The organism is Embleya sp. L77 (assembly GCF_055557415.1).
On sequence record NZ_CM145709.1, the window covers coordinates 3,882,206 to 3,901,028 of the forward strand.

General features: G+C 69.1%; 18 protein-coding genes. 10 read left to right on the forward strand and 8 right to left on the reverse strand.

Annotation, left to right across the window (positions count from 1 at the left end; translation table 11 throughout):
• Positions 1–18 precede the first annotated feature (18 nt).
• The 5 genes from ACZOOI_RS16625 to ACZOOI_RS16645 all read left to right on the forward strand — a co-directional run bounded on the left by ACZOOI_RS16625 (position 19) and on the right by ACZOOI_RS16645 (position 4,100).
• A complete protein-coding gene (locus tag ACZOOI_RS16625) occupies positions 19–945 on the forward strand; it encodes a cyclase family protein (RefSeq protein WP_465276608.1) in 927 nt (308 codons plus the stop codon).
• Positions 946–1,528: 583 nt separating this feature from the next.
• A complete protein-coding gene (locus ACZOOI_RS16630) occupies positions 1,529–1,861 on the forward strand; it encodes a helix-turn-helix transcriptional regulator (RefSeq protein ID WP_465276609.1) in 333 nt (110 codons plus the stop codon).
• Between the two features lie 165 nt (positions 1,862–2,026).
• A complete protein-coding gene (locus ACZOOI_RS16635; RefSeq protein WP_465276610.1) occupies positions 2,027–2,404 on the forward strand; it encodes a hypothetical protein in 378 nt (125 codons plus the stop codon).
• A 241-nt stretch (positions 2,405–2,645) separates the two neighbouring features.
• Positions 2,646–3,713: a Zn-dependent alcohol dehydrogenase gene (locus ACZOOI_RS16640; RefSeq protein ID WP_465276611.1), complete on the forward strand. Its 1,068-nt coding sequence runs from the start codon at positions 2,646–2,648 to the stop codon at positions 3,711–3,713.
• 228 nt (positions 3,714–3,941) lie between these two features.
• A complete protein-coding gene (locus ACZOOI_RS16645) occupies positions 3,942–4,100 on the forward strand; it encodes a hypothetical protein (RefSeq protein WP_465276612.1) in 159 nt (52 codons plus the stop codon).
• 72 nt (positions 4,101–4,172) lie between these two features.
• Here ACZOOI_RS16645 and ACZOOI_RS16650 read toward each other — a convergent pair whose 3' ends face one another.
• Positions 4,173–4,556, reverse strand: coding sequence for a VOC family protein (locus ACZOOI_RS16650; protein ID WP_465276613.1), 384 nt, complete (start codon positions 4,554–4,556; stop codon positions 4,173–4,175).
• Between the two features lie 535 nt (positions 4,557–5,091).
• On the opposite strand from ACZOOI_RS16650, the gene ACZOOI_RS16655 reads away from it, so the two are divergent.
• Entirely contained in the window at positions 5,092–5,829 is a 738-nt protein-coding gene (locus tag ACZOOI_RS16655; RefSeq protein ID WP_465276614.1) for a DUF4232 domain-containing protein, read from the forward strand.
• A gap of 363 nt (positions 5,830–6,192) precedes the next feature.
• Here the strand turns inward: ACZOOI_RS16655 and ACZOOI_RS16660 are convergent, their stop codons facing one another.
• Together ACZOOI_RS16660 and ACZOOI_RS16665 are read right to left on the reverse strand one after the other, a co-directional pair.
• Entirely contained in the window at positions 6,193–6,384 is a 192-nt protein-coding gene (locus ACZOOI_RS16660; RefSeq protein WP_465276615.1) for a hypothetical protein, read from the reverse strand.
• 11 nt (positions 6,385–6,395) lie between these two features.
• A complete protein-coding gene (locus tag ACZOOI_RS16665; RefSeq protein ID WP_465276616.1) occupies positions 6,396–7,247 on the reverse strand; it encodes a helix-turn-helix domain-containing protein in 852 nt (283 codons plus the stop codon).
• Positions 7,248–7,572: 325 nt separating this feature from the next.
• On the opposite strand from ACZOOI_RS16665, the gene ACZOOI_RS16670 reads away from it, so the two are divergent.
• The 3 genes from ACZOOI_RS16670 (at position 7,573) to ACZOOI_RS16680 (ending at position 10,671) form a co-directional block, all read left to right on the forward strand.
• Positions 7,573–7,989 carry an ATP-binding protein gene (locus ACZOOI_RS16670; protein WP_465276617.1) on the forward strand — a complete coding sequence of 139 codons (417 nt, stop codon included), beginning with the start codon at positions 7,573–7,575 and terminating at the stop codon, positions 7,987–7,989.
• Between the two features lie 529 nt (positions 7,990–8,518).
• On the forward strand, positions 8,519–8,956 hold the full coding sequence (locus ACZOOI_RS16675) for a DUF485 domain-containing protein (protein WP_465276618.1): 438 nt from the start codon (positions 8,519–8,521) through the stop codon (positions 8,954–8,956).
• A 53-nt stretch (positions 8,957–9,009) separates the two neighbouring features.
• Positions 9,010–10,671 (forward strand): solute symporter family protein, encoded by a 1,662-nt coding sequence (locus ACZOOI_RS16680; RefSeq protein WP_465281214.1) that lies wholly within the window; start codon positions 9,010–9,012, stop codon positions 10,669–10,671.
• Positions 10,672–10,728: 57 nt separating this feature from the next.
• On the opposite strand, the gene ACZOOI_RS16685 is transcribed toward ACZOOI_RS16680, so the two are convergent.
• From ACZOOI_RS16685 to ACZOOI_RS16700, 4 genes are all read right to left on the reverse strand, one after another.
• Positions 10,729–11,283, reverse strand: coding sequence for a flavin reductase family protein (locus tag ACZOOI_RS16685; protein ID WP_465276619.1), 555 nt, complete (start codon positions 11,281–11,283; stop codon positions 10,729–10,731).
• A gap of 194 nt (positions 11,284–11,477) precedes the next feature.
• Positions 11,478–12,341 carry an enoyl-CoA hydratase/isomerase family protein gene (locus ACZOOI_RS16690; RefSeq protein WP_465276620.1) on the reverse strand — a complete coding sequence of 288 codons (864 nt, stop codon included), beginning with the start codon at positions 12,339–12,341 and terminating at the stop codon, positions 11,478–11,480.
• Positions 12,342–12,718: 377 nt separating this feature from the next.
• Positions 12,719–14,914, reverse strand: coding sequence for an acetate--CoA ligase family protein (locus ACZOOI_RS16695; protein WP_465281215.1), 2,196 nt, complete (start codon positions 14,912–14,914; stop codon positions 12,719–12,721).
• 210 nt (positions 14,915–15,124) lie between these two features.
• Complete coding sequence (locus ACZOOI_RS16700) at positions 15,125–16,642, reverse strand: class I adenylate-forming enzyme family protein (RefSeq protein ID WP_465276621.1); 1,518 nt, start codon at positions 16,640–16,642, stop codon at positions 15,125–15,127.
• A gap of 215 nt (positions 16,643–16,857) precedes the next feature.
• Here ACZOOI_RS16700 and ACZOOI_RS16705 point away from each other — a divergent pair, with 215 nt between their 5' ends.
• Complete coding sequence (locus ACZOOI_RS16705) at positions 16,858–18,063, forward strand: acyl-CoA dehydrogenase family protein (protein WP_465276622.1); 1,206 nt, start codon at positions 16,858–16,860, stop codon at positions 18,061–18,063.
• 108 nt (positions 18,064–18,171) lie between these two features.
• Here the strand turns inward: ACZOOI_RS16705 and ACZOOI_RS16710 are convergent, their stop codons facing one another.
• Positions 18,172–18,822, reverse strand: coding sequence for a TetR/AcrR family transcriptional regulator (locus ACZOOI_RS16710; protein ID WP_391586536.1), 651 nt, complete (start codon positions 18,820–18,822; stop codon positions 18,172–18,174).
• Between the last annotated feature and the right edge of the window lies 1 nt (position 18,823).

The following is an 18,823-nucleotide window of genomic DNA, read 5'->3' on the forward strand; positions in this document are numbered from 1 at the left end:
CCTGGAGGAGGCTCCCCAATGTCGTTGCCCCCCGAGTTCCATGAACTGGCCGCACGCGTGAACAACTGGGGCCGGTGGGGCCAGGAGGACGAGATCGGGACGGTGAACCTGATCACGGCCGACGTGGTCAAGGCCGCGGCGGGCTGCGTGCGTACCGGCAAGCGCTTCTCGCTGGCCGTGGAGCTGCGCGAGGACGGCATCCAGAACGGGATGATCCCGGGCCGGGACAACCCCAAGCGCACCACGTTCCTGGTCAACCACGAGGTGTTCGGCCCCGGCACGGTGGCCACCAGCGACGACTCGGTGGTGATGGGCATCCAGGCGGGCACGCACTGGGACGGGCTGACCCACGCGACCTACGACGACCGGCTGTACAACGGCCACTCGGCGAAGGAGACGGTCACCGCGGAGGAGGGTGCGCGCCGGCTCGGCATCCACAACGTGAAGACGCTGGTCTCGCGCGGTGTGCTGCTGGACGTGGCCCGGGCCAAGGGCGTGGACATCCTGCCGCCGGAGTACGCGGTGACCCCCGCGGACCTGGAGGCGGCCGAGGAGTTCGGCAACGTGAAGGTGCGCGCGGGCGACATCGTGCTGGTGCGTACCGGGCAGATCCGGCAGTACTTCGCGGGCGAGAAGGACATGTACTTCTACGGCCCGGGCCTGTCGGTGCGCACGCCCGAGTGGTTCCACGCGCGCGATGTCGCGGCGGTGGCCAACGACACCGTGACGTTCGAGGTCTTCCCGCCGGAGATCGAGGACTGCTTCATGGCCGTGCACGCGCTGCACCTGGTGGAGATGGGCATGCTCCAGGGGCAGAACTGGAACCTGGAGGAGCTGTCCGAGGACTGCGCCGCGGACGGCGTGTACGAGTTCTTCCTGGAGGCCTCGCCGGAGCCCTTCGTCGGCGGCGTCGGCACCCCGGTGAACCCGGTGGCGATCAAGTAGCCCCGGGAAGAGGCGGCGTGCGGCGGGTCGGCATCCGGCCCTGGCCGGGCGCGGCCCTCGAACACGCGTAGACCGCACGGCATGCGGGCCCCGGACAGGATCGTCCTGTCCCGGGGCCCGCGTGCGCTCCGGGCACCGCGACGAGGCCCGGAACGATGACGGTCCCACTTCGTCGAGGAAACCCGGGGCACTTCCCGGGCGCCTCGTCGTCCCCTCGCGAACGACCGCCACACTCAGGGTGATCAGTGTCGGACGAGGCGTCAATATCCTGCGGACATCGATTTCGTTGCCCGGATCACGATTCGTCTGTGCATTCGCCGCGGCGTCGCGAATGCGACTTTCGTCCCACCGAGTCCTGACGGTGCGTCACCGACGGTCGATCGGCTCCGTCGGGCTCCGGGTTCCGTGCGACGTATTGGCTTGCGCCCGACCGCCGCATGGTCCTGTTGACCGTCTTTCGCAAGACACGGATGCGCGAAGAGGGCGAGGTTGATCGGGCGAGAATGGCGCGGAAGACATGTGAGGCCGAGCATGAGGCCGCGCATGAGGAGTTCACTCGGGACATCACGAAGGGAGCATCGCCATGAGCCACGCGCGATGGAAGCTTGCCCGCGAGCGGAAGCTCGTGGCCGGCGATGCCGAATCGCCCGAGGTCGAGGCCATGCGCATGGAGATCCGGATGGCCTTCGATCTTGGGCAGGCGGTATACGACCGGCGTACCGAGCTGGGTATCTCGCAAACCGAGCTTGCCAAGCGAGCGAGTATGACGCAGCCGCAAATCTCCAAGCTCGAACTCGGCGGAACCGTGCCCACCCTTCCCCTGTTGGCCAGGCTGGCGAAGGCGCTCGATGCCTCCTTGAACATCGCCTTGGACGGGGACGCATCTGCCGTCGTCTTCACACCGCACGCTGCCTGAACTGTTCGGAGCCGAGGTGGTAGGTCGGCCGAGAGCGTCGCCGCGGCGTGCTCGGGTGGGCAAGGGCGTGCCCGGACGGACTCGGGTGCACTTGCCGACGAGCTGCGCGATGCCCTGGCGGTGGATTCGGACCTCGGGGTGCGGGTGCTGACCTGTCGTCACCAGGTGGGTGTCGCACCGGAGTTGCTGCTGCGGGCGTATCGGGACTTTCACGGTCGCCACCGGAATCGGCTGACGTATCGCCCCGGCTTCCCGACGCACGGGCTCGCGCGATTCGCGGGTGATCCCGATCCCGGCATGCGGGAGCTCGTGCTGCGTGACCCGGATGCGTCGGCGGAGGTGGTGCTCGGACTGCTTGGGGATCCGGAGCGATGCGTGCGGACGGCGCTCGCGCGGCATCCGGCGGTGGGTGTGCCGGTGGATCGGTTGCTTGTGTTGCTGGACGATCCCGAACTCGGGCCGTACGCCGCGCGCAATCCGGCGCTGCCGGTCGAGGTGATGCACTGGATCCTGGATGTCGCCGGCGTGCCGCGTGGGGTGTGAAGTGGCCCCGCCGGCACGGGTGGTGAACCGTGCGTCGATGCGACACGTGTGTGATCGACGGGCTGCTCAGAGGCGGTTTCGGGGGGTGACGAGAGGACTGTCACAACCGGCTGACTGCTCATCAGTTCCGGGCTAGAGTGCCGCGCGGGTACGCGTGCGCGCTTGAGCTCCGGAGCCGGTCCGGCCGGTAAGCCGTCGAGCGCCCCGGCTCGTCAGCCCATTTCCGATGGAGGAGGAACCGGTGAAGGGCGTTCTTTTCGACGGCAAGGAAGCCTCGATCGTCGATGACCTCGAGGTGCGTGCACCCGGGGCCAACGAGGTCCTGGTGAAGATCGGCGCGGCCGGCCTGTGCCACAGCGACATCTCGGTGATCAACGGCACCATCCCCTTCCCGCCTCCGGTCGTGCTCGGACACGAGGGCGCGGGCGTCGTGGAGGCCGTCGGCGAGCTGGTGTCGCACGTCAAGCCCGGCGACCACGTGGCCCTGTCCACGCTGGCCTCGTGCGGTGCGTGCCGCGAGTGCGACCGTGGCCGGCCGACCATGTGTGCCAAGAGCTTCGGCCAGCTCAACCAGCCGTTCACGCGTGGCGGCAAGCCGGTCTACAACTTCGCGGGCCTGTCGGTGTTCGCGGAGAAGATCGTGGTCAAGGGCGTCCAGGCGGTCAAGATCCCCAAGGACATCCCGCTCGCGTCCGCCGCGCTGATCGGGTGCGGGGTGCTGACCGGCGTGGGTGCGGTGCTGAACCGGGCGAAGGTACAGCCCGGCGACACCGTCGCGGTGATCGGCACCGGGGGCATCGGCCTCAACGTGATCCAGGGCGCGAAGCTCGCGGGTGCGGTGCGAATCGTGGCCGTGGACGCGAACCCGGCGAAGGAGGAGGTGGCGCGCGAGTTCGGCGCGACCGACTTCGTCGACGCGCGGGCGGTCGAGGACTCGGTCAAGGCGGTTCAGGCCCTGGTGCCGGGCGGCGTGGACCACGCGTTCGAGTGCGTCGGGCACGTCGCGGTGATCCGCAACGCGATCGACATGCTGGGGCGGGCCGGGCAGGCGATCATCCTGGGTGTCGCGCCGTCGGACGCCGAGGCGTCCTTCCACGTGTCCTCGATGTTCCTGGACAAGTCGATCATGGGCTGCCGCTACGGCTCCTCCCGCCCGCAGTACGACATCGCGCGCTACGCCGACCTGTACCGGACCGGCGGCCTCAAGCTCGACGAACTGGTCACCCGGACCTACGCGTTGGACGACTTCCAGCACGCGGTCGAGGACGCGGAGGCGGGCAAGATCGCGCGAGGCGTCTTCGTCTTCTGACGCGGCATCGTTCATAGGACCACCTTCCGGTCGAAGCGCGCCCCTCACGCCGAGGGGCGCGCTCTGGCGCGGGGTGTCGAAGCCTTCAACTCAGGCCGCCCACAAGCCACTTCCGGGCTGCGGCAAAGGCCGATCGCGGTTTCTGCTCGATCGTCGACCACACCGTCGAAGAGCACGCCACCCAGGCCGAACCCCCGCGGACATTCCGATCGTGGACGGCGAGCGCTCGTGCTGGACCCGCCGACGTACGAACGGACCTGGAACGCGGGCCGCTTCTACCCGCACATCACCGGCGACCTCACCCTCGAAGCGCTCCTGGACCGCGCCGAGACCCAGGCGTACCTGGCCAAGGTCGCACCCCCGCGGATGTGGCCGGACGGCGACTAGGCCGGGTATTTACGCCCGCGGAGGCGGGCCGTGACAAGCTGCCATGCGATACCGACCGGGCCGGTGGGGGCGTCAGGAGTCCATGGTCGCTCGGTCGGACTCGCTGCGCAGAACGCAGAATTCGTTGCCTTCGGGATCGGCAAGGATTGCCCAGCCCGAACCGTCGGGGTTGCGGTGATCGGCGACAAAGGTGGCGCCGAGCCCCAGCAGGCGGTCCACCTCCTGATCGCGCGATGTCTCGGGGCGCAAACACAGGTGGATCCGGTTCTTGATCGTCTTGGGCTCGGGCACCTGGTTGAAGTACAGCACCGGGCCCTCCGCAAGCATCACCTGCGTTTCCCGGTCACCCGGTCCGTCCTCCGGATGCAGCGGACGACCCGTCACACCGCTCCAGAACCGAGCCAACTCGTAGGCATCCGCACAGTCGATCGCCACGTTCTGCAATACCGAGACCATGCGCGTGAGCCTTCCCGATCTCCACGCCGAACGCCACCGAGTTGCGCCGATCTTCGCGCACATGGCTCAGGCTTCCGGCAGCCCGTCCGATAAGTGCCGCGGGTGGCTTCCTTCGGATCGTCCGATCAGTGAATGGCTGTTATGCGTCGAGGTGTTGGTCCCGTACGGCAGCTTGGTGGTGGTCGGACCGGCGGTTGCGGGGAAACGCGGGCGATGGGGGCTGCGTGACACCGTGCCGACGGTGGGGTGGTTATGGCGGCTGCACCGTGGGACGGCGAGACTCCTGTAACACTGTCCGCCGAGCGCGGCCGTGGAGGCTGTGACCAGGGCAAACGTGGCGTTGCCGGGCGTCGAACGGGGCGTGCATGACTCACCCGCGTTCCTTCTCGTGACCATGTCACCGAACTGCGACAGCGGCGTCGTGGAGCATCGACTCCCGTATCGCCTCGGCCGGCAGCCCCTTCATAGTGATCAGGCAGGCACCGACGAGCCGGGACCACTTCGGCTCCAATCACCTGATACCAAGGGGTCCTTCATGTTCGGCAACCGTCGCACCGCCCTCCTCGTCTCCGCAGCCATCGTCGGCGGCGCCATGCTGACGACGGCGTGCCAGGAGTCGGACTCGAACTCGAAGGCAGGTCAGGGCACTTCGCCCGCCGCTCCGGCCGCCAACGCCCCCGCCGCGCCCGGGTCCGCGACCGCGGGCGGTAATCAGGGTGGCGGGACGGCCCCCGTCGCACAGCCTCCCGTCGCACAGCCTCCCGTCGCACAGCCTCCCGCCGCGCAGCCTCCCGCCGGGAAGAGTTCCGGCGGGCAGGGCACGAGCGGCGGAACAGGCGCCGGCGACAACGGCTCGATCGGCAAGTGCCGCACCGACGACCTCAGGGCCACCGCGCAGGACGCCACCATCAGCGGTGACAACGAACGCACCGTCGCGGTGACGTTGAAGAACATCGGCCACAACTGCACGATGTCCGGATTCGCCGGCGTTGACCTGGAGACCAATCAGGGGCCGTTGTCCGCGAAGCGCACCGGCGGGCCGGCGGACCCGTTCACGCTCAAGAGCGACACGTCGGTGTCCTTCGGCATTACCTACCCGAGCAACGACACCGGCGGCTCCGGCGTCCGGATCACCGGCCTGCTGGTGACGCCGCCCGGAGAGACCAAGTCGATCACCGTGCGCTGGCCGGGCGCCGCCACGCTGCCCGTCACGGACGGCGCCGGCTCCCCGGTCAAGGTCGGCCCGATCGGCAGCGCCGGCCAGGGCGGCTGACCCACACGCGTTGGAAGACCTTGGGCAAGGCCACGGGCACGGGCCCCACCGCACGAGCGGTGGGGCCCGTGCCCGTGGGCCCGTCGATGCGGCCTTCCACGCGCCGACACGTCGCCGGCGCTCGCGCCGGAAGAGCCCACGGGCCGTCCTTCCGGGGGAAGTCCCGGCCACGGGGCGCCGGTTCGTGCCCGCCGATGGCTTCGGTCGACCGGCTTCCGCCGACACAACGACGGCCGACCCGGCACCACGACCGACAACAACCGGCCACAAGCCAATCCACCGGCCAGCCGAAGGATCCCCTCACCGCACACCGAGATCATCACGTCACGAGGCGAGACAGGGGACCCACTGCCGAATCACGGCCTAGAGCAGATGGTCGGCCCGGCCGGCCTTGATGTCGCGGATGAGGGTGCGGAGGGCGTCAATGGTGTCGGTGACGTACTCGTCTTCGTGCCCGACGACGGCGACGTAACCGTTGCCGTCCGTGTCGGTGCCGAAGCGGAAGCACGAGTTGCCTTCGGCGCAGAAGGGGTCTTCCCAAACGATGGCAGGCACAGGAGTTCTCCTCACAAGTGATGTGCGATCTCGTGGATGAAATCGCGGGACTGGTCGGTGGACAGGGCCAGGTTCTCCAGCCAGTTCAGTTGTGCTCGGTACTTCGCCAGCTGGTTCTCGGCCCACATGAAAGCGGGTCCATGCGAGCTGTCGACCTGGACGGTGTCGAGTAGGGGCACCGGGCCCTCGGCGTAGAGGACGCTTTGGCCCGCACCGGGGAATGCTCCGACTTCGAAGGGGACGACCAGCAGCGTGACGTTCGGTCGTTCGGACATGCTGATCAGGTGTTCCAGTTGGGCCCGCGCGATCGTGGTGCCGCCGAACCGCATCCGAAGCGCCGCTTCGTGGATGATGGCTCGATACGTGGGTGGATTACCTTGGACGAGGACCTGTTGCCGTTCCGCGCGGTGGGCGAGTCGGAGCCCGACTTCGTGGTCCGGGAGCGTGGGTACGGCTACTCGGAAGACCGCGAGCGCGTGGTCGGGCGTCTGGAGCAGCCCGGGAATGTGCACGGTGTTCGCCACTCGCATCCCCAGCGCGGAGGCCTCCAACTCGGCGATGTCCAGGAGCCCTTGGGGCAGTGTCCCCCGGTAGCGGTCCCACCAGCCCTTGACGTCTTGCTGCGCCATCTCGATCAAGGCCTCGACGTATCGCTCGTCGGTGCAGTCGCAGTTACAGGCCAATGTGCGCAGTCGGTCGGCACTGATCGAACGCGAACCCGACTCCATGTTGGAGATCTTGCCCCGATCCACGCCCAGCAGCCCTGCCGCGTACTCGGCGGACAGGCCGGCCGAGGTTCGGATCCGCCGCAACTCGCTTCCCAGGCGCTTCTGCCGTTCGGTAAGCACCGTCCTCGGGGCCATATGGCTCCTTTCACATGTCGTCGGGATCAGTCTGCCGCCCGAAGGCGCACGCACACCAAGAGGCGGCTCAATAGTCTCGATTGCGTGGCAAATTTACCCCGCGATGTTCTACGCTAGGTACCGCACAAGCTACGTAAAGCGATGCCGGAAGTGCACCGCGCGAGCATGCCCGCCTGTTTCGGGACGGGTGTGCCCGCGCTCGGGGAGGTAGGCCACCGGCTCCGTCGCGCGACGCGTTCACCGCGTCCACCCTCATCGAGCCCGCGCTGCCCAGGAGTTGCCCATGCCCGGATTCCTCTGTCCTGCCGGCGAGCCGACACCGGCCATGCCTACCGTTCCCACGATCCCTGTCATCCCGTCCCACTGGGGCTTTCCCGCTGAGCCCGCCTCCGTGGGGCGCGCTCGGTGTGCCGTGGCGAGTGCCCTTCCGCGCGGCTGCCGACCCGAACTCGCCGACGAGCTCGTGTTGGTGACCTCCGAGCTCGTCACCAACGCGCTGCTGTACGGCACTTGCCCGGCCGACGGCTGCCCGATCGAACTCGTACTCTGGCCCGCCGACGGCTACTGCTGGCTCGCCGTTTCCGACCCCGGCGCCGCGCTCCCCGCACTTGCCTCGCCCGGTCCGCAGGCATGCGGAGGGCGAGGACTTCTCCTGGTGAGCGCGCTGACCGCCACCTGGGCGGTGGTGCCTCGCCACGAGTACGGCAAGTCCGTGGTGGTGGGATTGAGGCTCGCCGGCTGATGGGCACTTCGGCGGCGAGCCGGGCGGGTCGGCTGCTGTGCACCGAAGGCCGGTCGATGCTGGGGGAGTTGGTGAGTCGGGGCATGGAAGGGCCACGGAGCGGGTGTAGGTCGATCGGAGCGGTGTCAGCCGAACTCGCCGTGTTCGAGCGTGAAACGACGGCATTTCGATCTTGAGCGCGGGTTCGACATCAGGCGCAAGCCCGGCCCGAAGCGTTGCTGATCGAGTTGTTTCGAGTGTGGTGAGAATTGGTCGTAGCGGACGTGTACGGGCTATTTCGACGGTGGTTCGGTCGGGTTCGTTGAACTCATGGGCAGTTTTGATCAATTCCGTGAGCCATGGGAAATCGTGAGTTATCCGCGTAACCCGTCAGTCCCGCTTTCAGTTGATCGGATAGGTTCCGCGCGTCCTGGCGGCACCTCTAAACTCGCTCCGCTGCGGCCCCAGGTCCCACGGACCGCGGTCAGGTACCCGATCGGCGCCTCGGGCCACGCGCGGGGTGTCCGCTGGAGAGGAGCCCTACCGCCCCATGCCGACTCCGCACGTTGACCCGCACGATCGTCCTCCCGAGCCCGAACCCGAGTCCGCGTCCGAATCCGAACTCCGCCCCACGTCGGCAAGCGAGAATCCCTCCGTCCCGGCGCAGCGCGCCCCGTACGTCGACGACCGCACCGGCTACCTGGAAATGGAACAGGACCCGAGATTCGGAGGGCTCAAGAAGCGCCAGCGGTCCTTCATCTTCCCGGTCACCGCCGCATTCCTCGCGTGGTTCCTGCTGTACGTGGTGATGTCCGCCTACGCGCGTGACTTCATGGCGAAGGAGCTGATGAACCACATCAACGTCGCGCTGGTGTTCGGCCTTCTCCAGTTCGTCTCGACGTTCGTGATCGCCTGGGCCTATTCGCGATTCGCACGCACCCGACTCGACGCCGTCGCCACCGAACTGCGAGAGGAACTCGAAGCGTGAACCTTTCTCTCGAACTCGCCGCGAAGTCCAGCAACCGAGGCTGGACCTTCGCGATGTTCGCCGTGCTGGTCGTGGTGACCCTCGGCATCACCTTCTGGGCCAGTCGCAAGAACCGGACGGCGTCGGACTTCTACGCCGGTGGCCGTTCGTTCTCCGCCCTCCAGAACGGCATGGCGATCGGCGGCGACTACATGTCGGCCGCGTCCTTCCTGGGCATCGCGGGCATCCTGGCGCTGTCCGGTTACGACGGATTCCTGTACTCCATCGGCTTCCTGGTCGCCTGGCTGGTGGCCCTGCTGCTGATCGCCGAGCCGATGCGCAACTCCGGCCGGTACACGATGGCCGACGTACTCGCGAACCGGATGCGGGAACGCCCGGTACGGATGGCCGCGAGCGTGTCCACGATCGTCGTGTCGATCTTCTATCTGCTGGCCCAGATGGTCGGCGCAGCCTCGGTCGTCTCGCTCCTGCTCGACGTCAAGAGCGACACCGCGCAGATCTCGGTCATTGCCGCGGTGGGCGCGCTGATGATCGTGTACGTCACCGTCGGCGGCATGAAGGGCACCTCCTGGGTGCAGATCGTCAAGGCCGGGCTGTTGATGGTCGGCGCGTTCGTGATGTGCGTGTGGGTGTTGGCGAAGTTCGACTTCAACGTCGCCGACCTGCTCGGCACCGCGGCGAGCAAGTCCGGTTCGGGCGAGTCGTTCCTCCAGCCGGGCCTCAAGTACGGGGCCACGGACGGCTGGTCGAAGATCGACCTGATCTCGCTGGGGCTCGCGCTGGTGCTGGGTACGGCGGGCCTCCCGCACATCCTGGTGCGCTTCTACACCGTGCCCAACGCCCGCGTCGCGCGCAGGTCGGTGACCTGGGCGATCGGCATCATCGGCGTGTTCTACCTGATGACGCTGATCCTCGGCTTCGGCGCGGCGGCGCTGATCGGCAGCAAGGAGATCAAGAAGGCCGACCCGACCGGCAACACGGCCGCGACCCGGCTCGCCGAACACCTGGGCGGCGGGGCGGGCACCACCGGCGGCGCGCTGATGCTCGCCTTCATCGCCGCCGTGGCCTTCGCGACCATCCTGGCCGTGGTGGCCGGCCTGACGTTGGCCTCGTCCTCGTCGTTCGCGCACGACCTGTACGCGAACGTGTTCCGCAAGGGCCGCACCACGGACGCCGAGGAGGTCAAGGTCGCGCGGATCGCGGCGCTGGTGATCGGCACGGCGGCGATCGTCCTGTCCGTGTTCGCCCGCGAGTTGAACGTGGCGTTCCTGGTCGCGCTCGCGTTCGCCATCGCGGCCTCGGCCAACCTGCCGGCCATCGTGTTCTCGCTGTTCTGGAAGAACTTCAACACACGCGGTGCGGTGTTCGGCATCTACGGCGGCCTGGTCACCTCGGTCCTGGTGGTCGCGCTGTCCCCGATCTGCTGGGGCGGGGCCACCGACACCAAACCGGCGATCAAGCAGCTCAACGCCAAACAGGCGGACGACTGCAACGTGTCGAAGGACCGCAAGGACGTGGGCAACGCGACGGCGCTGTTCAGCTGTACGACGCCGGCCCCCATTCCGCTGGAGAACCCGGGGATCATCTCGATCCCGGTCGGCTTCGCGTGTGCCGCGATCGGCGCGATGTCCGCCCGGCGTCGCCGGACCGACGACGACGACCGCAAGTTCGCCGAGTTGGAGGTCAGGGCACTGACCGGAGCCGGCGCGCACTGAGCGGGCGCGGCAGGCACCGATTCGGACCCGCGGCCTCGGCCCGGGTCCGAATCGGCGTCACGCGTTGTTGCTGGGGTGGCCGAACCGGCCCTTGTAGAACAGCAGCGGGGCACATTCCATCCGCGGTGCGTCCAGAGCCTGGACCCGGCCGATCACGATCTCGTGGTCGCCGCCGTCGACGACGCTCTCCAGCGTGCAGTCGATCCACGCGAGGACATTCTCCAGCTTCGGCGAACCGGTCGGTGCCGGGCTGTGGGCGACGCCGGCGAACTTGTCCGCGCCGCTGACCGCGAAGCCGCGGCAGAGCAGTTCCTGGTCCTCGGCGAGCACGTTGACGCAGAACCGGCCGCCCGGGCGGATTCGCGGCCACGTGGTGGACGTCTTGGCCACGAAGAAGGTCACCAGCGGCGGGTCCAGCGAGAGCGACGCGAACGACTGGCAGGCGAAGCCCACCGGGGTGTCGCCGTCGAGCGCGGTGATCACCGTGACGCCGCTGGCGAAGTGGCCGAGGACGTGCCGGAACGTGTCTGCCTCGACGATGCCTTCACCCTCCGGCAGGGCGATGGCCGCGGGATCCGCGGGCTTCGTGCTCGCTGCGTCGATCTGGCCCATGATGGACTTCCTCGCAGGTGTCTTGGGGCGTCGGGTCTGTGACGCTACGTCACCCGTTTTCCTTGCGTCAATCAAAGGGGAGGGGGTCCTTCGTCACACCTGACGACTCGTCAGTTGCCTTGTGGCGTAAGGCACAACGCGCGAACAAGGACCGAGCGGCGGGTCGTTGCGCCGCACCGCCCGGCCCGGTGCGGCTACCAGCCGTAGTACTCCGGCTTGCGGCGCTCCATCAGCGACGCGACACCCTCGTTCGCGTCCCGCGAGGTCATGTTCAGCTCGACGATCTGGGCCTCCTCGTCGAAGGCCGCCACCCGGTCGCTCTCCAGCGAGCGGTTGACCAGCTGCTTGGTGAACGCGTACGCCCGGGTCGGCCCGCTCGCCAGGCGCTCGGCCCACTCCCTGGTCACCGCCTCCAGCTCGTCGGCGGCGACCACCTTGTTCACGACGCCGATCCGCAGCGCCTCGGCGGCGGGCAGGTCGTCGCCGAAGAACATCAGCTCCTTGGCCTTCTGCGGGCCGACCAGGCGCGGCAGCAGGTACGCGCTGCCGCCGTCCGGCACCAGGCCGCGACGGGTGAAGATCTGGATGAACCGGGCGCTGTCGGCGGCGATCACCAGGTCGCACGCGAGCGCGAGGCTCATTCCGTAGCCGGCGGTGGTGCCGTTGATCGCCGCGATCACCGGCTTCTCGCAGTCCAGGACGGCGTTGGTCAGGCGCTGTACGCCGGTCTTCATCATCCGGGTGGCGTAGCCGGTGGGTCGGGCCGGGGGCTTGGGTGCTGCGTCGTCGTCGGTGGCTTCTTCGGCGGCTGCGGCCAGCAGCGACTTGGTGCCGGGGGAGCTGCGGAGGTCCATGCCGGTACAGAAGTGCTTTTGGCCTGCGGCGGTGAGGACGACGGCGCGGACCGACTCGGTTGCGGATGCCTCGGCGAGCAGGTCGATCAGCAGTTCGCGTTGGGCCCAAGTGAGGGAGTTGCTGGCGGCGGGGCGGTTCAGGGTGAGCCAGAGCACACCGTTGCTCACGTTGTGGAGGAGGTCCTGGTCGGTGTTGGCGGTCATGTGAGCTTTGGCTCCTTGATGTGGTTGGCCGTCCTCAGGCACGGACGGGCTTTTTTTGGCCTCAAGCGCCGGCGGCCGGGCTGAAGGATGGCCTCAAACGCCGGCCGGGCTGGATGGTTTTCGTCCGGCGTTGAGCGTTGGTCAGGTTGGGTTGGCCTCAAACGCCGGCCGGGCTGAAAGGTGGCCTCGAGCGCCGGCCCGGCTGTGGGTTGCTTGGTCGGGCTGAAGGGTGGCTTCGGTCGCCGGCCGGGCTGTGGGGTTGCTTGGCCGGGCTGAAGGGTGGCCTCGAACGCCGGACAGGCTTTGCAGCCCGTCCGGCGTTCGAGGACGCCTGTGCCGGGCGGCCGGGGTCGAACCCGCGTGCCCGGCCGCAGGTCCTAGCGGGCCACCGCGAGGGCGTCCAGGGCTACCGTGCCGCCGCCGCGGGGCATCACCATCAGTGGGTTGATGTCCAACTCGGCGAGTTCGTCGCCCAGTTCGAGCGCCATGCGCTGCACCCGCATGACCACGTCGACGAGCGCGTCCAGGTCGGCGGGCGGCTGGCCGCGCATGCCCTGGAGACACTTGAGGCCGCGGAGTTCGCCGAGCATGCGCTTGACCTCGTAGGCGCCGAACGGCGGCACCCCGATCGCGATGTCGTCGAAGACCTCGACGAAGATGCCGCCCAGGCCGACCGAGACGGTCGGCCCGAACAGGTCGTCGTGCGAGATCCCGACCACCATCTCGACGCCGCGATCGACCTGCTGGCACACCAGGACGCCTTCGAGCCGACCCGCGCCCGCCTCCTTGGCCGCGTCGGTGATCTCGCGGTACGCGTCCCGTACCTGGCTCGCCGAGCGCAGGCCCAGCTTGACCAGACCCAGGTCGCTCTTGTGCGGCAGTTGCGGACCGCACGCCTTCATCACCACGGGATAGCCGATCAGCCCGGCCGCGCGCACCGCGGCGGCGGCCGAGGTGACCAGTTGCTCGCGCGGCACCCGGATCCCGTACGTGCGCAGCAGTTGCTTCGCCGAGTGCTCGGACAGCGGCTTGCCCGAGGACAACAGCCGCTTGGCCTTGGCCGCGGCCGGCGACGCGGTGCGCGGGACGTCCTCGAACGGCGACGAGTACTGGGTGCGGAAGCGGTGGTAGTCGAAGTACGCCCGCAGCGCCCGCACACAGTTCCCGAACGTGCGGAAGACCACCACCCGGTTCGACTTGAGCAGGATCTCGCGGTAGGCGCTCTCGTCGCCCACCGGCGAACCCCAGACCACGCAGACCACCTTGTCGGTCGCCTCCGCCGCGTCCACCAGGTCCTGCGCGAGCCGGTCGCTCATCGGCGGGAACGCGCCGGTGATCGGACACACCAGCACGCCGATCTCGGGGTCGGCCAGGATCGTGTCGATGATCTTGCGGCCACGCTCGTCGCCGGCCGGGTGGCCGCCGTTGTCCACGGGGTTGGACACGGTCAGGTAGGGCGGTATCCACGCGTGCAGCTTCTCCTGCGTGGCCCGGTCCAGCCGAGGCACCGACAGGCCCTCGGCGGCGGCGAGGTCGGCCATGTGCGCGCCGGTGCCGCCGGAGATCGAGTACACGCAGACCCCCTGGGCGAGCGGGGTCCGGGTGCGCGCGAACAGCTGGGACGTGTCGATCAGTTCGTCGAGGCCGTCGACCCGGGTGACCCCGTACTGGCGGAACACCGCCGACGCGGTGCGGTCGCCGCCGGTCAGCTTGCCGGTGTGCGACTGGGCCATCCGCGCCCCGGTCTCGGTCCGCCCGACCTTGACCACGACCACCGGTACGCCCTGCCGGGCCGCGTGGTCGGCCGCCAGGGCGAAGGTGCGGCCGTCCTTGAACCCCTCGACGTACGCGGCGATCACGCCGACCTCCTCCTGATCGGAGAAGTGCCGGACGAAGTCCGCGATTTCCAGGTCCGCCTCGTTGCCGACCGGGGCCCAGTGGGACACCCGGATGCCGATCTCCTGGGCGGCGAAGACCGGGCGGCCCTGGTGTCCGCTCTGGGTGATCAACGCGATCGCGGGGCCTTCGAGGTCGGTGCGGAACTCCTCGAAGGCGTTGAGGTTGGTGTTCGGCCCGAGCAGGCGCAGCGAGCCGCCCGAGGTGAGCTGGGCGAGCCGGGCCTGCGCCTCGGCCCCGGCGGCGCCCGCCTCGGCGAAGCCGGACGCGAACACGACCGCGAAACCCACGCCGGCGCCCGCGAGTTGCTCCAGTACCTCGGCCGGATCGCCGACCAGGACGACGGCGAGGTCGACCGGCTCGGGGACCGCCGAGATGTCCGCGTGGCATGGCCGGCCGGCGATGCGCTCGTGCTTGGGGTTGACCGGGAACAACCGCGCGCCCACCCGATCGGCCCACGCGATCAGTTGCGCGGTGATTCGGGCGCCGGGTCGGCCCTCGGTGTCCGAGGCGCCGATCACGGCGACCGTGCGAGGTCGGAAGAAGCGGTCCAGGTCGGCGGGGCGGAGCGCGAGTGGTCGGCCGGTCACGTCGAGTTCGGCCGACGGATCCGCGTTCACGGTGACGCTGGTTCGAGTGTGCCCCGGGAAGTGGTGTCCTCTGCTGTCGTGAAGCATCATCGCGCCCGTCCCTTTTTCGATCTTTCGTCGCCGCCAGATCCGATCGACACTGGAATCGAGCTGACGGTTAGTCAGTTAGCTTGCTGATGGGACGTCAGGGCTGTCCACTGTCTCACCGGCCCGGTCCCGACGCATCTGTCCGATCACCTGGACATTTGCTGACTTGGTCAAACATATTGTCGATATCTGCTGGTCATCGCGCGGTTACTAAACGTCCCCGAAGGACTTCTCACGTTCGGTCAAGGATCTGCGGTCCACTTTGTCCATCCCGGTGAGCGGCAACTCCGGCACGATCCGGATCGCCTCGGGGAGCTTGTGTGCGGACAGCCGCGACGCCGCGAATTCGCGCAATGCGGCGAGTGACGGCTCGGATGCTGCACGTGACACCACGACCGCGACGCCGATCTCGCCCATCACCCGGCTGGGTCGCGGGACCACCGCCACCGAGGCCACGTCGGGATGGTCGAGCAGCACCGCTTCCACCTCCTGCGGATACACGTTGTATCCGCCGCGGATGTACATCTCCGTCATCCGCCCGGTGATCCGCAGGCAGCCGGCCTCGTCGATCCGACCGAGGTCGCCGGTGTGCAGCCGGCCGTCGCCGTCGAGGGCGGCGGCGCCGGCTTCGGGGTCGCGCCAGTAGCCCGCCATCACGGCGGGCGAGCGCAGGCAGATCTGCCCCTCCTCGCCGACCGGCAGGACGGCGCCGGTCCGCGGGTCGCGGATCTCCAGTTCGGTGCCCGGCCGGGGCCGGCCGACCGTGTGCAGCGCCTCCGAGTCGGGGGCGTCGAAGGCGGTGAGCGTGCCCAGCCCCCCGGACTCGGTGGACGAGTAGCGAATCGAGTAGCCCGCCCCGAATCGGGTCCGGGCCTCGTGCACGAGCGGGGCGGGGGACGGCCCGCCGCCGACGATCAGTCCGCGTACGTGGGTGAGGTCGTAGCGGTCGAACTCGGGTCGGCCGAGCAGGAGGGAGACCTGCGCGGCCACGCCGCCGAGGTAGGGGATCTTCTCGCGGGCGACCAGGCGAAGTGCGTCCTGGGCCCGCCAGCGGCCGAGCACGTGCAGGGTCGCGCCCATCTTGAGGTAGCCGGCCAATTTGGTCATGAAACCGACGTGCGGCAGGCCGGTGGCGATCAGTTGCGGACCGCCCTCGCCCCAGCGGTCGCCGGTGTCCATCGCGGTGATCGCGGCGATCTGCCGGGACGTGAACAGGGCGCCCTTGGGGGTGCCCGTGGTGCCCGAGGTGAACACGACCGTCTCGGGCAGGCTCGGATCCTGCTCGCCGGTGACCGGTGGCGCGGGCGGGATCTCGTCGCGCCGCAGTTCGGCCCAGACCTCGTGCGCGCCGGCGGCCGGTACGCAGCGGATGTGTTCGGGGCCGGCCGGGATGCCCTCGGCCAGTTCCTCGGTGGCCAGCACCAGATCCGGCGCGGCCCGGTCCAGGATCGCGGCCCGCTCGGCGGGGGTGTAGCGCGGTCCCACGCCGGTGGTGATCGCGCCGAGTCGGGCCAGGGCGGTGTAGGCGACCACGTACTCGAGCCCGGACGGGAGCACGAGTGCGACCAGATGACCAGGCCGGACACCGCGCCCGGCCAGCCCGGCGGCGACCTGGTCGGTCACCGCGTCCAGCCCGCCGTAGGTGAACCCGCTTCCGCCGTGCACGAGGGCCCGACGCTCGGGAAAGCGTCGGGCGGCCTCACGAAGCACCTGGGCGAGAACGGTCACAACGGGTCCCTTCGGCCTGCGCGCGAAGTATCGGCGTGGGGGTGGTGTATGCCACACAACACGACACGCCCGGGGTAACGCGACGTTTCGGAGGTGTGACGAAAGCAATGTTCCAAGGGTATGACGGTGTGTCAGATACTGGTGCTCGCGGGCTGCCGGATCGTCAATGGAGCCGACCGGAACTCGGGCCGGGCAACCGTCCCGACCCGCACGACATGAGTGCCAAGGAGTTGCGGTACGTGGACGTCGAGTTCAGCGATGAGCAGCAGGAGATCCGCAGAGCACTCCGGGACGTGTTCGACAAGCACAGCGACTCGCCCGCCGTCCGGGCCGTGATGGCCACCGAGACGGGCTACGACGCCAAGGTGTGGCGACGCGTGTGCGAACAGACCGGGCTGCCCGGTCTCGCGATTCCGGAGGAGTACGGCGGGGTCGGTTTCGGCTTCACCGAGTTGGTCGTGGCCCTAGAGGAGATGGGCCGGTCGCTCTTCCCCTCACCGTTCCTGGCGTCGTCGGTGCTGACGGCGTATGCGCTGGTGCACGCGGGCGACGAGGGCGCGCGGGCCGAGTACCTGCCGGGCATCGCGGCGGGTGAGACGCTCGGTGCGCTCGCGCTGGCCGAGCCGGGCCGCCGGGATGTGCGCGTGGTGGAGACGACCGCGCGCGCCGACGGCGACGGGTGGCGCCTGGACGGCGTCAAGACGCACGTGATCGACGGCCTGATCGCGGATCTGATCGTGGTGGTGGCGCGAGTCGAGGGCGGGAGCGAAGCGACTCCGCACAAGGGCGGTGGTGGGCGACGGGTGGGCGGCGACCTCGCGCTGTTCACCGTGGACAAGGACGCCGCCGGGCTGACCCGCACGGCGCTGCCGACCCTGGACCAGACCCGCAAGCAGGCCCGGCTGACCTTCGCGGACACCCCCGCCAGGCTGCTGGGCGCTCCCGGCGCGGACGCGGCGCTGGAACGGGTCCTGGCGCTCGCCGAGATCGCGGTGGCCGCGGAGGCGGTCGGCGGGGCGGCGCGCTGCCTGGAGGCGACCGTGGAGTACACCAGGGGGCGGGTGCAGTTCGGCCGGCCGATCGGCTCGTTCCAGGCGATCAAGCACCGCTGCGCGGACCTGTACGTCGAGGTCGAGACGGCCCGTTCGGCGCTGTACTACGCGGCGTGGGCGGCCACCGAGGCGGAGGCGGCGGGACTCGCGACGCCCGGCGAACTGGCGGTGATGGCACCGCTGGCGATGACGACGGCGACCGCCGCGTACCGGCATGTCGCCGAGGAGATGATCCAACTGCACGGCGGAGTCGGCTTCACCTGGGAGTACGACTGCCACCTGTACCTGAAGCGGGCCATCACGTCCGCGCACCTGTTCGGTGACCGGGGCGCACAGCGCGAGCGCATCGCGGAGCTGGCCGGGATCTAGCAAGGCTCGACCTCGAACGCCGGACGGGCTGACATCAACTCGTCCGGCGTTCGAGGACGGCGCACGGCACGGGGCCGCCGGTTCGGCGCTTCCGACTCGCCGACAGGGCTAACGCGTCGGGGGCTTCTTCCCCGTGACGCCCATGAAGACCAGCGTGGACAGCGCCGGGCGGACGTCCTTCATCTTGATGTTCCAGGATTCGAAGCCCTTCTGGTGCCCGGCCACCGCCGCCAGCATCGCGACGAGGGTGCCCGCCATCGCGTTCGGCTGCACGTCGTCGCCGACCTTGCCCTTGGCCTGCATGTTCTCGATGGCCTCGGTGAGCGAACCGGTGACCGCCGTCAGGATCTTCTGGCGCACCTTGTAGAAGCGCTTGTCGCCCTCGGCCGAGGCCAGATCGACGACGCGCAGGATCGGCTCGTAGTCCCGCCAGAATTCGAGGAAGCCGTCGGCCAGGGCCTCGGCGGCGGCGAAGCCGCCCTTGCCGGCCCAGTTCTGGTCCTCGGCGAGAGTCTTCAGACGCTGGCCGTCCTTGGCCATGTCGTTCGCGATCTCGAGGATCGCACTCTCGACGTCCTGAAAGTACTGGTAGAAGGTGGCGGGAGAGGTGCCTGCCATACGGGCGACGTCGATGACCTTGACGTCCCGGTACGGAGACGTGTCGAGCATCTCGCGGAGGCAGTCGAGCAGCTTTTGCCGCGTCGCCTGTCCGCGTCGCCCGGCGACGCGGCCGTCGACGGTGCGAACTTGTCCTGTCATG

Coding starts and splice junctions, on each gene's coding strand:
- ACZOOI_RS16625 (WP_465276608.1), top strand. CDS start 19: ATGTCGTTGCCCCCCGAGTTCCATGAACTGGCCGCACGCGTGAACAAC.
- ACZOOI_RS16630 (WP_465276609.1), top strand. CDS start 1,529: ATGAGCCACGCGCGATGGAAGCTTGCCCGCGAGCGGAAGCTCGTGGCC.
- ACZOOI_RS16650 (WP_465276613.1), bottom strand. CDS start 4,556: ATGGTCTCGGTATTGCAGAACGTGGCGATCGACTGTGCGGATGCCTAC.
- ACZOOI_RS16655 (WP_465276614.1), top strand. CDS start 5,092: ATGTTCGGCAACCGTCGCACCGCCCTCCTCGTCTCCGCAGCCATCGTC.
- ACZOOI_RS16665 (WP_465276616.1), bottom strand. CDS start 7,247: ATGGCCCCGAGGACGGTGCTTACCGAACGGCAGAAGCGCCTGGGAAGC.
- ACZOOI_RS16670 (WP_465276617.1), top strand. CDS start 7,573: ATGCCTACCGTTCCCACGATCCCTGTCATCCCGTCCCACTGGGGCTTT.
- ACZOOI_RS16675 (WP_465276618.1), top strand. CDS start 8,519: ATGCCGACTCCGCACGTTGACCCGCACGATCGTCCTCCCGAGCCCGAA.
- ACZOOI_RS16680 (WP_465281214.1), top strand. CDS start 9,010: ATGTTCGCCGTGCTGGTCGTGGTGACCCTCGGCATCACCTTCTGGGCC.
- ACZOOI_RS16685 (WP_465276619.1), bottom strand. CDS start 11,283: ATGGGCCAGATCGACGCAGCGAGCACGAAGCCCGCGGATCCCGCGGCC.
- ACZOOI_RS16690 (WP_465276620.1), bottom strand. CDS start 12,341: ATGACCGCCAACACCGACCAGGACCTCCTCCACAACGTGAGCAACGGT.
- ACZOOI_RS16695 (WP_465281215.1), bottom strand. CDS start 14,914: ATGCTTCACGACAGCAGAGGACACCACTTCCCGGGGCACACTCGAACC.
- ACZOOI_RS16705 (WP_465276622.1), top strand. CDS start 16,858: ATGAGTGCCAAGGAGTTGCGGTACGTGGACGTCGAGTTCAGCGATGAG.
- ACZOOI_RS16710 (WP_391586536.1), bottom strand. CDS start 18,822: ATGACAGGACAAGTTCGCACCGTCGACGGCCGCGTCGCCGGGCGACGC.